At 48.3% G+C, this 16,503-nt stretch carries 9 protein-coding genes; 1 reads left to right on the forward strand and 8 read right to left on the reverse strand.

Going from position 1 to position 16,503, the window contains the following annotated elements:
- Positions 1 to 133 precede the first annotated feature (133 nt).
- The 5 genes from L5M10_RS00915 to L5M10_RS00935 all read right to left on the reverse strand — a co-directional run bounded on the left by L5M10_RS00915 (position 134) and on the right by L5M10_RS00935 (position 9,326).
- Positions 134 to 2,446: a toxin-antitoxin system YwqK family antitoxin gene (locus tag L5M10_RS00915; RefSeq protein ID WP_263146397.1), complete on the reverse strand. Its 2,313-nt coding sequence runs from the start codon at positions 2,444 to 2,446 to the stop codon at positions 134 to 136.
- A 159-nt stretch (positions 2,447 to 2,605) separates the two neighbouring features.
- Positions 2,606 to 4,336 (reverse strand): toxin-antitoxin system YwqK family antitoxin, encoded by a 1,731-nt coding sequence (locus L5M10_RS00920; RefSeq protein ID WP_263146395.1) that lies wholly within the window; start codon positions 4,334 to 4,336, stop codon positions 2,606 to 2,608.
- Positions 4,337 to 4,345: 9 nt separating this feature from the next.
- Positions 4,346 to 6,643, reverse strand: a complete 2,298-nt coding sequence (locus L5M10_RS00925) for a hypothetical protein (protein WP_263146392.1) — start codon at positions 6,641 to 6,643, stop codon at positions 4,346 to 4,348.
- Between the two features lie 217 nt (positions 6,644 to 6,860).
- A complete protein-coding gene (locus L5M10_RS00930) occupies positions 6,861 to 8,069 on the reverse strand; it encodes a NupC/NupG family nucleoside CNT transporter (protein ID WP_263254675.1) in 1,209 nt (402 codons plus the stop codon).
- A 309-nt stretch (positions 8,070 to 8,378) separates the two neighbouring features.
- On the reverse strand, positions 8,379 to 9,326 hold the full coding sequence (locus L5M10_RS00935) for a LysR family transcriptional regulator (protein WP_028761657.1): 948 nt from the start codon (positions 9,324 to 9,326) through the stop codon (positions 8,379 to 8,381).
- Positions 9,327 to 9,551: 225 nt separating this feature from the next.
- Between L5M10_RS00935 and L5M10_RS00940 the strand changes: the two genes are divergently transcribed.
- Positions 9,552 to 10,532 (forward strand): dienelactone hydrolase family protein, encoded by a 981-nt coding sequence (locus L5M10_RS00940; protein ID WP_263146389.1) that lies wholly within the window; start codon positions 9,552 to 9,554, stop codon positions 10,530 to 10,532.
- Positions 10,533 to 10,639: 107 nt separating this feature from the next.
- On the opposite strand, the gene L5M10_RS00945 is transcribed toward L5M10_RS00940, so the two are convergent.
- Genes L5M10_RS00945 through L5M10_RS00955 form a run of 3 tightly spaced genes read right to left on the reverse strand, consistent with a single transcriptional unit; the run spans position 10,640 to position 15,344 of the window.
- Positions 10,640 to 11,917: a cytochrome c gene (locus tag L5M10_RS00945; protein WP_263254676.1), complete on the reverse strand. Its 1,278-nt coding sequence runs from the start codon at positions 11,915 to 11,917 to the stop codon at positions 10,640 to 10,642.
- Positions 11,917 to 12,450 (reverse strand): (2Fe-2S)-binding protein, encoded by a 534-nt coding sequence (locus L5M10_RS00950; protein ID WP_006082848.1) that lies wholly within the window; start codon positions 12,448 to 12,450, stop codon positions 11,917 to 11,919. Before L5M10_RS00950 ends, L5M10_RS00945 begins: the two co-directional genes overlap by 1 nt.
- Positions 12,447 to 15,344, reverse strand: coding sequence for a xanthine dehydrogenase family protein molybdopterin-binding subunit (locus L5M10_RS00955; RefSeq protein WP_263146385.1), 2,898 nt, complete (start codon positions 15,342 to 15,344; stop codon positions 12,447 to 12,449). The genes L5M10_RS00950 and L5M10_RS00955 overlap by 4 nt, the downstream gene beginning before the upstream one ends.
- Between the last annotated feature and the right edge of the window lie 1,159 nt (positions 15,345 to 16,503).

The raw sequence follows: 16,503 nt of genomic DNA on the forward strand, positions 1-16,503 counted from the left end.
TCCTAAACGAAAAAAAAGGCCGTTAGTATAGACACTGGTTATGGCACACTTTGCATGAAACTTCCTTTAGATTTGGAGTTAAGGATAAATGTTTGAACTAGATCGCTTTTTAATCTAAAACCCCATTTTTAAGCTAGCCATGGTGTTCTGTTTTAATCAGCTTGCCGAGTTGATCATAATGATTCCAATCCCCTGATTCTCGATCGCTGAGATAACTGCCTTCAGTGCGTTTTTCACCATTAGGCCAAAAACTTTGCCATAGGCCTTCCCTGCGATCCCTAAGATAAGTGCCTTGTTCGGCTAACTTGCCATTGTTGTGGTAATAGCTGGCATCGCCTTCTTTTTGGCCTTTCACCCAGGTTTCAACGAGTTCTGGCTTACCGTTCTGGTGATATTGCTTAACTTGACCATCAAGCGAACCCTTAGCATAAATTGCCTCTAATTTGAGTTGGCCGTTACTGTAATATTCTTTCGTTTGGCCATGGCTTTGACCCTCTAAAAACTCAGTGCTAGCAGCTTGCATCCCATCCTCAAACCAGCTTTCCCACAATCCAGTTTGATTACCTTTATCCATAGCACCGCTAAGTTTTAGCTGGCCATTGTTGGGATAGTACTCGGCATACGGGCCAGTTTTATCATTGTTATCATAGGTTTCTGAGCGGTAAACCACTTGCTTAAAGCTGTAAAACTCTCGAATTCCATGGCGCTTGTTTTCCTGCCAATGGCTTTTTTGCTGGATATTTCCCTCGGGGATTGTGCCATAGGTAGGGTCTTTTTCTTCGTAGCGATAATCCGTCCATAGACCGGTTTTTTGGTCGTCCAGATACTCCCCTGTCACACGGCGGCGTCCGTGGTAATACTCTGCATAGTTACCATTAAGTTTGCCATTGGCGAAGGTTTGCTCCCGTTGTTTCAGGCCTTCGCTGTACTGTATCCATAGGCCTTCTTTATTGCCGTTTTGATATGTGCCTTCTTCATTGGGATCACCATTGGCATACCAGCGGGCGAAATGGCCATCAAGAGGGTAACGACTGGCATTGTCTTTTTTATCCCGTGCGTAGTGAGATATTTCCCGAGGTTTACCGTTATCGTAAAATGACTCATATTTTCCGACCCATTGGCCATCGATACGTTCGCCGCGCTCACTCACTGTGCCGTCGTCAAAATAGGTTTCTGATTTCCCTGTTGGTTTACCTTCAACGTATTGATCTAGCGTCCGCAGCTTGCCATTGTTGTGGTAACGGCGTGATTCACCGTGACGCTGCCCTTGTCGCCATTGCTCGGAGGATTGCAGCTTGCCAGCGTGATAGCGCTCAAATTGGCCATCCTTAATTCCCATGTCGTAGTGGCTTTTTTCGAGCAGATGACCTTCGGCATCATAACGCTCCGATGGTCCATGAAGCGGGTATTGGCCATTGTCAGCCTGCTTTGAGTCTTGGTAGTTACGTAATTCTTTAAGTTGGCCGTTGTTGTGGAAATATTTTTGCGTACCGGCGAGTTGATCCTGTTTATAGTTGAGAGCACTGGTGAGAATGCCCTCGGCATTAAAATATTGCTGTGGCCCGTCTAATGCACCATTAACATACTGTTCTTCAACTTGTAATTTACCTGCATCATTATATTGCTGGCATTTCCCTTGGCGTTGCCCAGCGCTATATTGACAGCGGCTGGCGAGTTCACCATTGGGGTAAAATGTCCGTTCTTCACCCTCGAGCAGATTGAGATTAAACTGGCTGCTGCTCGATTTAGTCCCGTCATCGAAAAAGGTTTCCCATGCTCCTTGGCGACGGCCTTCTGCATCGAAGCGGCCCGTCACTGTGGCTTGTCCATTGGGATTTTGTTCTAAATAAGAACCTGAGAGTTGGTTGTTCGCATAGCTCTGGCTTTGGGACAAGGTACCGTTTTCATAGAAACTTTCCCATTTCCCGTGGCGCAGGTTATCGAGGTAGCTTTCTTGGGCTTGCAGTTTGCCACTGTTATAGAAACGTTTTACTTGCTCCTTTTTACCGTCTTTATAGCGCGTCGTTTGGCTGAGATGGCCGCTGCTGTTGTATTCCTTCCATTCGCCCGTGGGCACGCCTTTGGCAAATTGCTGTTCCTCAGTAACGGCGCCGCTCAAATCGAACATATGCCAAGTGCCATCTTGATAACCCTGCTGATAGTTTCCTTCGACTAGCTTGCTGTTATTGGTATGAAATACTTGCCATTTACCATTAGGGATCCCCTCGGAAAACTGCCCTAAGGTATAGCCTTGGTTGTCGCGCACTATGGCGATATCGCCATTTAAGGGCATGCCAGTGGCGAGATTGTAATAGCTAGGAATTCCGTCCTGTTGGCGGATTTCTACCATCATGGAGGAGAGATTTTGCGCTGCTTGTACATGGACACTGGTTAAGCTGGCTCCCGCAATCGCGAGGCTGATAAAGTGAAATGACGTATTGAACATGCTGATTCCTTGCTCTGTTCTGGGTCTTAAGGCCGCGCGGTTTGCAGCCTATACAAGAATCCTAATTTTTTGCTGTTGAGTTTATTTATCGGGCTGTGCACTTATATACAGTGCACAGCGCCAAGGGTTAAGTTAATCGATTAAGCGAATATGCTTAGGCTAAAAAATAGGGAAAACATGGTCCGAGGTAATCACCGGCGGCGGTATTTCCCGATTTAAAAACTCGCCATGATGGAAGCTATTGATCACTTCTATCCAGCCATTATCCCTAAATTCGTATTGTTTACCATGAAGCCTGCCCTGCTCGTCATAATTAGCTATTTCAAGCACATAGTCTTCGGTATTACGCAGTTCCCAGTGGCCGACTTGTTTACCTTGGTCGAAGCGGCCGTACCAATAGTGTCTCTCAGGATTTGGCCTTGGGTTAAAACCGAACTCACCATGGGTGTACACCCAGTCGCCATCCTGCTGCCCATTGCGGTATTCGCCCTTTTCATACAATTGGCCGTTCGTGGCGTAGCGTTGTACTAATCCTTCGGGGTTGCCATGGTTAAAGTTGATTAATTCAAGTAATTGCCCTGAACTTGTCTCATTACGAAACTCGCCATGGAGTTCACCATTGTCATCATAGCTAAAGGTGAGGCTGGTATCCTCTTGCTGCTTCTTCCATTTGCCTGTGGGCTTGTCATTGGAATATTGACCTTGCTCGGCCACCCAACGCTTACCGGTTTTATGGTCGATTTTCACCATTTCATAGGGGCCTTCACGCTTGCCCTCGTTAAAATACTCGCGGGAAACGGTGTTTACATCAGTTTGGTCGAAGGATTTAATATGTAAGCCAGTCAATTTTTTATCGAGTTCCTCGCTGCGACTCACTAACTCGCCTTGCTGGTAGTCTTCGCTGAGTGACCAGTTTTTGAGTATGTCGTTTTCTGTGCTCTCAATCAGTTGGCCCTTGCTAAAGCGCTGCTGCTTACGATAAACCCAGCGATTACCTTGGTATTTGCTGTCGGTGGTTTTTTTTATTTGCCCTTGCTCATCGTATTCGATGGATTGGAGGGCATCCCCTTTATCGTTGGTCACTTCCTTTAATTTGATCTGACCATTTTCATAATAAGTCAGTTGCTCACCGACCTGATAGTCAGCTTGATATTGGTAGTGACGCTCGACTTTGCCATTGTCAAAATATTCAAAATAGTCACCTTGCCTTTTGTCTTTAACGAACTCTTGGGTCGAGATGACTTGCCCATTCAGGCCCCAAGTTGTCTCAGTGCCATGCAATAGGCCATCAACGCGATGTGTTTCGCGGTTGAGTTTGCCAAGATTAAAATATTGGCTCACACAGGTCGGGTCATTGCAGATTTTTGCGGTAACTTCGCCCTCAGGACTAAAATGTTCGCTGATGCCGACTTCTTTGCCTTTTTGAAAGTTCACTTTGTAACGGATATTGCCGCCATTCCAATAAGCAGTTTCTAGGCCTTGCTTCACACCATTTTCATAGTGGGATTCAACATACAATTGGCCGGTGGCAATGTATTTTTTTAGCAAGCCATGAAGTTGACCTTGCCCATTGCGAAAGCCTTGCTCGTACGGCTTGCCATCCTCAAAGTAACATTGATAAGCACCGCGGAATTGTTCGCTTGTGAGGGTTTTACCGATTTTGTTATCGGCGAGGGCACTGGCGCAAAAAAGCATATCGTTGTTTTTGTAATAAACCTCAGCCTTATAATTGCCGTCGATCACTTCGGTCGATTGTTTTAGATAGTATTGAGCCTGTTTTTCATCTTTGACAACCTTCCAATGGGCATCGAGTAGCACACTGTCTGCACTGGCATTAGCACTGATAAGTACGAATGCTCCAAGGAGCAGTTTTAATATAAATAGACGCATAACTGCTCCTTATGGCAAAGGTTTAAAGGCGAATTCATAGGGGATGTCGACGGGGTTTTGAGAGAGCGTCATATAACTCACCTTAGCGGCAGGGCCCGCAACACTCAAATAGCGGCCATCGACCAGCGCCTCGTTAATCCGCTGCTCAGTATTTTCAGGGAGTCGAATGGTTAACAGATTGCCTTGGGCATCTTCGACTTTAAAGTAGTTCTTAAGATCTTTACTCGGCTCGTCACCATAACCGGTTTTTGTTAGCCAAGCTTGTAAATCGATTAACCAAGGACGTGGATTCGCGGCCTGCTCTAAGGGTTGCCAACTGATATCACCTTGGCAATGGATTTTTCCTTGGATGTGTTTATCGTAGAAAAACTGCCGCTCGCGGTCGGGCGTCATCAGGGTATAGGCTGGTCCGTTTGGGGCATTATGCTCAAACAGCCAAGTGACTTCGTGTTTCCCCTCTTTAAAACCTTGTTCTATTTCAGGTTTACAGGCACTCGCTAATGCGGCTGACATAGGAATATACAGATTATGGCCATTTTCAGTCTCAGGTTTTATCCCTTGGATCGCACTGATTTCGGCGTTTGATGGCTCAAGATCTTGATAGAGGAAGTTATTGAGGCTCGAATCGCCAAACTCGCTTAAGGGATTGGCCAGATTTTGGTTGTAGTCGGTAAAGGTCACAAAGCGGATGTTCTTGGTTTGGCTTAACTCCGGCTGTGGCTGGTTCTCTACGATTACAACGGTTTTAGGGATTTCATCTAGCTTAAGTAACAGGGCGCGGGTGCTAAGGTGATGAGGATCATCGACACCGATTAATTCCCCCAGTAGTTCCTTATCCGTCACTGTTAACCATTGGGGATAATCACCATCGCGACGGGCTTCGGCCATCTTTCCTTTAAATTGCTGAAAAGGAAGGTTAATGTTTTGAGTGTTACTCTGCTTTGTTACGACTTTAAATAGCTTTGCCTTGGCGTCGAGCACCTGAATGGTGAGGCTCGCATCGCCGAAGGCGTAAGGATTCGCGACCAGTTCATCCCACGACTTTTCGACTATCTTATTGCTTTCGGGGATAAGGGTCAGCTTGGCGGTGATATGGTCTATCAGTTTGAGTTTATTGGCGGTGTTGTCCCAGCCTGTGGCGATAAGATCCACCGAAGACTCAATCGAGCGGTTGAAATTCATCGCCACACCTCTGCTGTGCTGCCAGAAGTGAATGTCTATCGGATTTCCGCTGGCATCAAAGGCGGCTAAGTCTTCATAATTCACATTAGCAACCACATATCGCGGGCTCATATTATGCACAAAGCGCAATTGCAGAACTTCTGGCGTGTCAGCGCCCCATGGGCCAATATTATCAAGAATACCTTGCTGATCAGCTAATAAGGATTTTATAAAGTCCTTATCATGGGCTTTATATTCCCGCGGAACATCGCTAATCGGGTAGAGCTCTTTTTGCAGATCATCTATATCACGCTCCGCATCGTAGCGAGCGTCGGCATGCCAAAGCATGCTCATAATATAAGGGCTATCCTTGGGCGCCATGGCGATGCGGCGGGTGAGAGTACTGCCTTGCTGCACTTCTTGTTGAAAAAACGCCATGCTCTCTAACCAACCGGTTTTGCGGTTAAGCTCGAACTTGCCATAGGCCTTAAAGTTGTCTTTCTCACCTTGTACTACCGCAAATAACTTATCTTCGGTCACTCCCTCAACCGTCCAAGTTAGGCGTGCGTCCATGGGGGCGCTAATGCTATAACCGACCTTAGGCTCTAGCGCCACGGGTAAGGTTGGAGCCTGTTTAAACAAGCTATTAAGATTCACCCAGTGGTCAAATAATTCTTTGATATCTTTTTGATCCATCTTGGCAATGGGAGTCAGTTGGCGGACTTCACCATTGTTAAATTCCACATTAAAGCCATCTTTAACCAACTGAAAGATTTCATTAGAGTTACCTTTAGGGTCGATATTACTCACCGGAATCGGCATGCCATAATCGCTAATTTGCAGCATATTAGGTTGGATAAAAAAACGGGCGTTATGGGTTAACGGCGTTGTTAAGCTGGTCGCCTTACCCTCTGCATTCTGTAATTGGTAATCCAGCAGCAGTCGTGCCTGCAGCACTTTGCGGGTTTCAAAGCCATCATTGAGGTTTATTGTGGAGATAATCTGATATTCACGCTCTGTGGGTATGTTGGTATTAACTGAATTGGAGGGTGACGTTGAGTTATCGCAGGCGGTTAACAAGAGTGTTATACCTGCCATTGTCAGTGTGATTGCGGCGTTAACTGCCTTGTATTTCACTATGGCCATTCGTACTCCTTTGGCTACGCATGTTATTGAAATGTAAACTCATTAATCTTTTTCTGGCGACATTATACACAAAAAATATCTGAGGCATAAAAGAAAACCCAAACCAAGCTTGCTTGATTTGGGTTTGTGTTGATCGCGGCTTTGCTGCGCGAGAGTGGCTAACTTAGTGGTTAACTCAATGGTGAGATGAGTGCCTAAAAAAGCCCAAGCTGATGGATTACAGCGAGAGGATCACGCTGGCGATTGCCGCACTCATGAGGTTAGCGAATACGCCAGCGGCAATGGCGCGAAAACCATTACGGGCGATAAATTCGCGGCGCTCTGGCACCATGCTACCCAGCCCACCGATCAAAATCGCCATGGTTGAAATGTTCGCAAAACCACACAGGGCAAAAGTCACAACGGCCTGAGAATGGGCGCTCAGTTGGTCTTCGACTTTCATTAACTGGATGAAGGCTACAAATTCATTCACTACGATTTTTTGGCCAATGAGTGAGCCTGCAGTAATGGCCTCATGCCAAGGAATACCCTGCAGCCACGCCATAGGGGCGAATAGATAACCGAGTAAAAATTCGAAGCTTAACTGGTAACCGAACCATTCACCCACAGCGCCTAACATGCCATTCAGTAGGGCGATAACACTGACAAAGGCCAGTAGAGTGGCACCAATCCCGACAGAAATCCGCATGCCAGACATAGCACCATCGGCTAAGGCTTCAACCACATTGGTGGCGCGTGGCAGTTCGACTGAGGTAATTTCATCGGCACTATTTTTGTCATTGTCGCTAGGCGGCATGAGGATTTTTGCCATCAACAGACCCGCGGGTGCGGACATAAAGGCCGCGGCGATCAAATAGTTGAGATCGACACCTAAAGCGGCATATCCGACTAAGGTACCGCCCGCGACAGAGGCTAAACCACAGCTCATGACCGCGAAGAATTGCGAATCGCTCATGTGCTTTAAATAGGGTTTGATCACCAGCGGCGCTTCAATCATGCCGACGAAGATGTTTGCCGTGGCAGATAAAGACTCGGCGCGGCCCGTGCCCAGTAAACGCTGAAGACCACCACCAATAATGTTGATCACCTTAGGCATTAACCCAATATGGTATAAGGCCGAAATCAGTGCCGAGAAAAAGATGATGATACCTAACACATTGATTGCAAATACGAAGCCGACTTTACCCGTGGCGAGATCCCCAAACAGGAAACCAATTCCTTCGTTGCCATAGGCTATCACGCTCGACACGCCCGCCGTAACAGACTGCAATACGGCCTTACCCGCAGGAACGTAGAGCACTAACAGGGCGAATATAATTTGTAAGCCTAGGGCTAAAATCACAGTGCGGTAGGGAATATTCTTGCGGTTCACTGACAGTAACCAAGCAAAAAACAAGATACTAATCATGCCTAATATCGCGATCATAAGGGGTTATTCTTTTGAGTTAAGGAAGAAGCCGCGCATTGTAGGCCGAGTCGCAGTAAGGGCAAGTCGAGGGCGTTACTGGGCTGTTACGGTAAAATAGTCGAAAATAGCAACAGTTTAAGTTGCTGTTTATGCAGGAGAATAAAAGCTATTTTAGCTACTGTTGCCCAGAGGAAATAATATTTGTGCCTGTGGCAATAATCGAAATCACGCCACAGACGACTTTAGGCTGGTGTCGTAGTCAGTACTTTTTTGAAATGCAGCTTAAGTGACTGTTGCTTAAATGACAGTAGCTTAAGTGGCTGCAGTTTAAGTGACTGTCTTACCTAACCAAGGTTTGAGCTTTTTATCCCAGTAGGGCGGGTGGCCGATATGGGACTTTAAACACTCGATTATCACCTTGTACTTAGTCGGTAAATGGCGCCGCCTCGGGTAAACCACATAGACGGGCATCTGTTGCAGTGGTTTCCAATCGGGTAAGAGCTGGATCAGTTTTCCGCTTTGAAACTCATCACTGAGTAAATACGTGGCCACATAGCCTATGCCGCGCCCGGCAATCACCGCATTGCGCACGGCTTCGGCTAAATCGACACGGTAATTCCCCGCCACATGCACGGTTTGTTCTAGGTCATCCTTAGCAAAACTCCAGCGATCATAATTACGGCTCTTGCTTTGATAGATAACGCAATTATGTTGCGCTAACGCCTGTGGATGGTGTGGCACGCCATGCTTGAGTAAATAATCGGGAGAGGCGACCACCACAAAGTTAGTCTCGGCAAGGTGCTGGGCGATATAACCTTCGTTCAGCTGTTCATGGTTAGTGATCCACAGATCCAGGCCTTCTTCTAGCATGTCGGCTTTATGGTCGAACAGGCTTAGCTCAAATCGCAATTCGGGGTATTTTTGCTGCAACACTTCCAGTGCGGGGATGATGTGTAAGGTGCCGAAGGACTGGGAGGAACCGAGACGAATCGTACCGCTAATGTCATCGCGGGCATCTAGCATAATCGCATCGGCATTTTGCGTCGCTTCAAACACTTGCTCACAGTAATGGGCAAACTGTTGGCCCGCGTCGGTTAGCACTAAGGTGCGAGTAGTGCGCTGCACTAACAGCAAGTTCAGCTCGGCTTCCAGTGCGCCAAGCTGCTTGCTGACATAGGAAGTCGAGGTTTTTAACTTGGCCGCCGCTTGGGTAAAACTACCACTGGTCACCAGAGTGTGGAATATCACCATCTGGCTAGCTCTATGTTGTATCACGCTAGGCCCTCTAGAATCTAAATCGCTATTTTAAGCTAGCCTTGCCCTAACCGACAGCCGTTTGTGCCGATCGTGTGCTATTTCAAAACAAACTTACCAAACGGCAAACGTTAAAGTCAGTTGCCCTAAGTGCGATTCTTACTTTACTCTTGAGTTAAATCTTAACACCCACAAGCTAGGGAAGACGTGTTACCTGTGGTTAGCTTGTTCAATGGAGGAATAACGATGACACAACAAGACAAGCAAGCCTTAGCAGAAACAAGTCAGATACATGCCCAGAAAGTACAACCGATACCGCAGGAAGCCTTTGACTGGTATGACGAATATGCCCATGGCATTATCGATCGCCGTGAGTTTATGGGGCGGCTCGCAGGGCTGGTGGCGCTAGGTTTCACCATGACGATGCTCACGAGCGCACTCTTGCCGAACTATGCCGTCGCCGAGCAAGTCTCCTTTAACGATCCCAGTATTCAAGCCAGCTATGTTAAGTTTCCCTCGCCAAATGGTTACGGTGAAGGGCGCGGCTACTTAGTCATGCCCGATGGGTTATTGCTCGCGGGCAGTGCAGCAGGTGAGCCGAAAACCTTAGATCTCAGTAAAAAAGCCGCAGTGGTATTAGTGGTGCATGAGAATCGGGGCCTTAATCCCTATATCGAAGATGTGGCTCGCCGATTAGCCGCGCAGGGGTATATCGCCTTCGCCCCCGATGCGCTTTATTCCCTCGGTGGTTATCCGGGTAATGATGATGCGGGCCGCGCCATGCAAAGCAGTTTAGACAGAGCCAAAATCGAGCAAGACTTTATTGCCGCTGCGCAGTTTTTAAAATCCCATCCCCAAAGCAATGGCAAACTCGGTGCCGTAGGTTTTTGCTTTGGCGGCTATATCGTCAATATGCTGGCCGCCACGATTCCCGATGAACTCAATGCAGGCGTACCTTTCTATGGCACACCCGCGGCTGCAGAACTGCGTAGCCGAGTAAAGGGGCCACTTATGTTGCAATTTGCTGGGCTCGATCAGCGGGTAAACGACACTTGGGCCGAGTACGAAACCCAGCTAAAAGCCAACAAAGCCGATTACGTCGCCTATCTTTACCCGAATGTGAATCACGGTTTTCATAACGACTCCACTGGCCGATACGATAAAGCCACCGCCGAACTCGCTTGGGCGCGCAGCTTAGCCTTTTTTGATACTCGACTGCGTGGTTAGTGAGAATAAACGCCGTTGACTGACAGATTTTCGTGCTCTAAATCATTCAAGCAAAAGCCGACTCTAGAGTCGGCTTTTATTTTAAATCTCCCACATACCTATGTGGGTTAGTCGTGCTCGAGGATCACTTCTTTTAAGCTTTGGATGGTTTTTACATCGAGATTACCAGCTTGTGTGCTCCAGGTGAGTCTTAGGTAATTGGCTAAGTCTTTAATCTGCTCGTCGCTTAACTCATCAGCATATCCCGGCATGGCATAAAAGCTGGTGGTAGCGTTGTAATGCTGGCTCTGAATGCCTTTTAGTATTACGGCGACGATATTATGAGGACTCGCTTTATCTAAGGTGGCGTTTCCTGCCATCGCGGGGGCGACATTAGGGCGACCTTCACCATTTTGACCATGGCAACCGGCGCAGTAACCTTTGTAGAGCGTATAGCCTGGCAGTTCAGGTTTATGGCCGTTAAAGGTGAGCGGATCCGGTTTAAGATCATCGTCGTTATCGAGCAGATAACTGCTTACCGCGCGCATATCATCATCGGTTAAGTGGCTAAAGCTGTGATACACCACGGGATACATGCCGCCAAAGACGGTGCCTTTACGGGAGTAGCCTTCGGTAAACAGCGACTTAAGATCCTCATGGGTCCAGTTCTGCCTGTTAAGCTCAGCGGGGCGAATGTCCGATGCCTCTAGCCCTTCGATAATCGCGCCCTCAAAGTGCTTGTCCTGCTCCATGGCAAACAGCGTGTCTCTTGGGGTGTGGCATTCACCGCAGTGCCCAAGGGCATTGACTAAGTAATTGCCGCGGTTCCAATGTTCGCTTTTTTCCTTGCTCGGGGTAAATTCCTTAGCATCGTGTGCGACTAAGTTCCAAGCTTTTAAGCCAAAACGCAGGTTAAACGGAAAGTAAACATCATTGTCGCGATTGGCTTGTTTGATGGGTTTAGTACTCATCAAATAGGCATAAATCGCCTGAGTGTCTGCGTCCGTGAGCAAACTGTAGGAAGTGTAAGGCATAGCAGGATAGAGGTTGCCGTTGACGCCAACACCGTGGTGCATGGCGTCAAAAAACTCTTCGTAACTGTATTTGCCAATCCCGGTTTCTTTGTCTGAGGTGATATTGGTCGAGTACACAGCGCCAAAGGGGGTTTCGAACGGCAAACCGCCCGTGAGTTCACGCCCGCCCACCGCAGTATGGCATGCCACGCAATCGCCTATCTTCATCAGATACGCGCCGCGTGCGATGTCGTTATTCGTATTGCCGCCTTCATCGGCAACGCTGCTGGAACAGGCGAGCAAACCTAGCCCTAAACTCAGGAGTAGATTGTGACTCAACAGATTTTTTATCCTGTTAAGATACGAGAAATGGCGCAGATTGGCTGATGTCATCACAGGGTTAGCCCCTTAGTTTTGAGGATCAGATCTTTGACCGCCGCATAGTATTTTACATAGCCAGTACAGCGGCATACGTGTTCACTCAAGGCATCTTCAACGACTTTTTCAACTTGATCTTTAGCGATAGGTTGTCGCTCTAATCGCTCAAGCAGTGCGGTCGATTCGTTGACAAAGCCCGAGGTACACCAGCCACATTGAAACGAGAAGTGCTCCAAAAAAGCTTCTTGCACTGGGCTCAGGGCGGTGATTTCGCCAAGGGAGTTTTGTCTAGCATGACCTTCAACAGTGCGGACGCGTTTACCATTAAAACGCTCGACGCCATTGATGCAGGTACGCACCACTTCGCTCATGCCTTGCTCGTCGTCGACGATCACTGTACAGGCGTGGCATACGCCTGCGCCACAACCAAACTTAGTGCCTGTGAGGTTTAAGTATTCATGTAGAAACTCAATCATCATCACACCATCGGCGACTTCAATCGGGCCTACGGCTTGGTTATTAATGGTCAGTTTAATAGACTGGCTCATGCCATGGCCTCCTTAATTTTTTTCGCTGTCATAGGTAAATCGTAAAAGCGGACATGGGTTGCTTGATACACGGCTTCAATCAGCGCCGCGACCACAGGGATCATCACCACTTCGGCGATACCACGGCTGGGATCGTTATCAGATAACTGTGGCAATATGGTATGACGTTGATCCCACACGCCCACATGCCGCGCTAACGGCACCTGATAGCGATTGAGGTTCCACGTACCATTGCCAGCGCCGGCTTCAAATGGCGGTAAGCCTTCATGCAGTGCATGGCCAATCCCCATCGCAAGGCCACCTTGAATTTGCCCTTCGACCAACTCTTTAACAATCACTTTGCCCGCTTCTAACCAAGTATGAGAACTCAGCAGCGTGACTTCGCCATTGCCTTCGTTTACGGCCACTTCAACCAAAGTGGCGCAGGGGGCGTAGTAAGTCACCATGGCATTGTTCAGTTCGGCTCTGGGATAACTCATGGCTTGACGATCGATCAAGTGATAGCCGTTAGACTTCATGCTGGCTTGGCGCGCTTTGATACTCATAGTCGTGTCGGAGGTGGCCGCAAACGTCGCATTGCCTTCGCCGTATTGCAGCGCCAGCGCATCGAGTGCTAAACGCTCTTTAGTGCCAAGAATGTCGAAATCGGCTTCAGCCCAAGCCCAGCGATTAAAGGCATGGCCCATCACGCCGACCACTAAACCCATGTCGTGGGCGCGTTTAGCGAGAATATCCAGCGACAATGGCGGAAAGCCCAAGGCAGTTAGCTTGCCATCGACCCAGCGACCATCCCGTGAGTTATGCAAATTAGTCGAGCCCATCGGAGTGTTAAAATACAACTCGTTCCAAATTGATACCGCCGCAGGCCACAGGCCGTGACGATAGATAATATCGGCGGCGATGCGGCTGACATGGCTTTGATAATAGGCCGACATAGATGCCGACGATGCCATGGCTTTAACGGGCGTCCAGCGTGGATTAGCCGCCATTTCATCTTGGCGTTGCTGCGAAATAATATAAGGATTATCGGTTTGCACTAATTGCATTGCATCCCAAATATCCACTTCGGCGAGTTTTACTTCATCGGCAAAGTTGCCAAGGGCATCGCTGACCACAACGGCTTGCGAGGTTTGCGTGCCTGTGCCCATTTCGATAAAGCCGATTTCTAGGGTGATTTTACCGTCTTTAGCTAGGCGAACCGCCGCACTTGGCGCCGCTGCGCCCGTACCATAATCTTTGGTGGCGATACCAAAACCGACGCCGTAACGCATCCCCGGATGTTTGGCCTCATAGTCCTTTTTATTCACCGCGCGGTTTTGCCACACGGGAGCTTGCTCGGCCATCTCGAGCATTTCGCGGTAACGTAAAGTACCGTTAGGAATCGCACCTTGAGTATTGCGCTGGCCAGACTCCATCACGTTGGCGGCGCGCAGTTTAAAGGGATCAACCTTTAACTCGTCGGCGATCTCGTGGATCATGCATTCCATCGCCGTCATCGATTGCAGCGTGCCATAACCGCGCATCGAGCCCGCATCTGGGTTACGCGACGCATAGGCGGTGGCGATAATATCGTTGCGCGGTGTGTAATAAATGCTTTGCATCGCTGTTGCGCCAACCGAAGTGACAGACGGGGTAAAGTTGACTCGTCCGCCGCCATCGACTGTCATCTGCGAAGTTAAGGCTTGGATTTTTAAGGTCGATTTATCCACCGCTAAGCGGCTTTTCATGATGAACGGATGACGCTTAAGGCCAGACTGGAATTGCTCGAATCTGTCATTGGCGAGTCGGATTGGCCCTTTGGCATAAACGGCCGCGATCACGCCGTAATAGGGAAATATCGAATGGTCTTTCGCGCCAAATCCACCGCCGATATAAGGCGAGTGCACCACAAGATGTTTTACCTTGCCTGCCAGTGGGCTAGATAACAGCATGTGCACTGCCATCTCTTGAAAGTCCTGCGGCGACTGCGAGGTAATCACAGTATGAAAGGTTTGGCTAGCCGCGTCATACCAGCCGTTAAAGGCTTCGGGTTCCATCATCATAGGATCGATGATCTGGGTGCGATATTCCCGCTCTAACACTTGCCATTGTTGATTGGCTTGGGCGCTAGCAATCTGCTTATCTATCTCACCCGCATAATAAAGCCCGCGCTCAGACACTGTCCCTTTGGCATTCGGATTACCTAACCATTCAGGCTTGCGATCTTTTACGCTAGGGAAAAACAGCCCATCGTGGAGCGGGCTATATAAATCTTCCCGTGCGCCATTTTCACCTTCTACTCGAATCAAACGCCAGCTGGCATAAGGGTCTTTGGTGTCCGACACAAGTGGCGTTTGCTCACCAAAACGCAGTAAGGTTTGATCAAATTGCAGCAAGGACTTAGCTTGCTTAAAGGCGGGAAAACTGTCGAACAATAATATCGCCACCGCATGACCTAAGTAGTCGGCGGTTTGACCCTCGGCCAGTAACATGTTGTCACCGTAAAAATCGGGCAGCTTGATTTTATCACGGGCCAGATCGGCCGCAGTGATCACTTTATAGGGCTTAGCCGACGCGGGCAGGTGGTCGAGGGAAAAGCCTTGATAAACATGGGAGGCATCGGCGGCGCGAAGAATAAAAGCGTAACCTTGCTGCTTGGGCCAGCCCTCCATGTCCATAGCACGGTAATCACGGCCATAGACCTTTTGGCCTGTGACCTTCGCTATGCCGTCGTTACGAAACTTAGGTTTGGATTGACCATTAACCTGAGTTTGCCATTGGGCTGCCAGTTCAGGTGAGACAATCGCCGCATTAGCGCGACTCATTTCCCACAACAAAGGGGCCGAATATACGGCAACCCCGCCAATCACACATTGCTTAATAAAGGTCCGGCGTGACGTATTAGATGGTTCCATATCTCAACCTCAGTTGTGCTTCCGTGTAATATCAGCCGCGCTGCATGGTATCGCCCGATATAAGCTTGTTGTCGATCGACTTTTTATTGATTGTTGCGACATAGCTTTGATAAACACTGAATGTAAATTTACATTAGCCACGTTAGCATGTAGGGCCGAAAATGCAAATTTAGGCGGTTAATCGTTGCAGTTTTGACCAAGCTAAATCAGAGTGTAAACCCAGTGTTATCAGGCATCTGCAGTGATGTTCGTACTGTGATTCAACTCAGTTACGTTATGGCTGAATTTTGTTCAGTGCTCTTTGCGCTGAGCCCTTGAGCAATGCGCTCAATTGGGGCTTATTTGCATGTCGAAATTGGCTCGCTTGCCAAAACCAAACCGCCCGTCACGGCAAGACTTCATGCCACTGCAAGATCAAGAGATAGTGTTATTTGATGGCGATTGGTTTAGTCACATGCATTCATATCAACATTGTTAAATCAGTGCTTGCTTAATTACTTGATTTGTAATGCTAAAGTTATAGACAAGTGTACACTATGTCGCTATCTTAGGTTTTTAACAAGGATGAGCTTTAATCGCGTACCCGCGATTCGAGTCACTTGCATCAGGACGATGTGTCTTTTCTCTTTCTTAGATACCCAACTCCTCCTGCAAATTGGTGAATATGCTTTGGCACTTATTTTCTTGTTGCTCAGTGTTTGTCGCACTGTACTGAGTGTTATGGGTTAACCGTTTCGCGTTGAGTTCGTTGAGTTCGTTGAGTTCGTTGAGTTAGTGCGGCCTAACGGCCGAGGTGAATCAAGGTCGTGGGTCTTCAACCCACACCCGACCAAGGAGGACTGCTCGTCCTATCCTCCTTGGATGCTCCAAGACGCCCCCAACGGAGTTGAAAGCCCCTTGTGCTCATTGGCAAATTTGCTATCGCTTCCGAAGGATGCGTCCCTGCACCTGCGAAAGCTAGCTCGCCATATATGGACCCATCCGGTTTGCAAGACATTCGATATCAATTTTGAGAAGAGTTCATTGCACCCATATATTCGGCCTGTTATTGAGGTATGCCTCTGGCCCTGATGGATATCTGCTTCTACTGTCCTTATCATCCTTGCGGCTTCATTATGAGCCTATGGCGAGCTAAGGTTTTTAGTAGATCAGTCTGACT

Source organism: Shewanella sp. SM32, from assembly GCF_025654235.1.
GTDB lineage: Bacteria > Pseudomonadota > Gammaproteobacteria > Enterobacterales > Shewanellaceae > Shewanella > Shewanella oncorhynchi.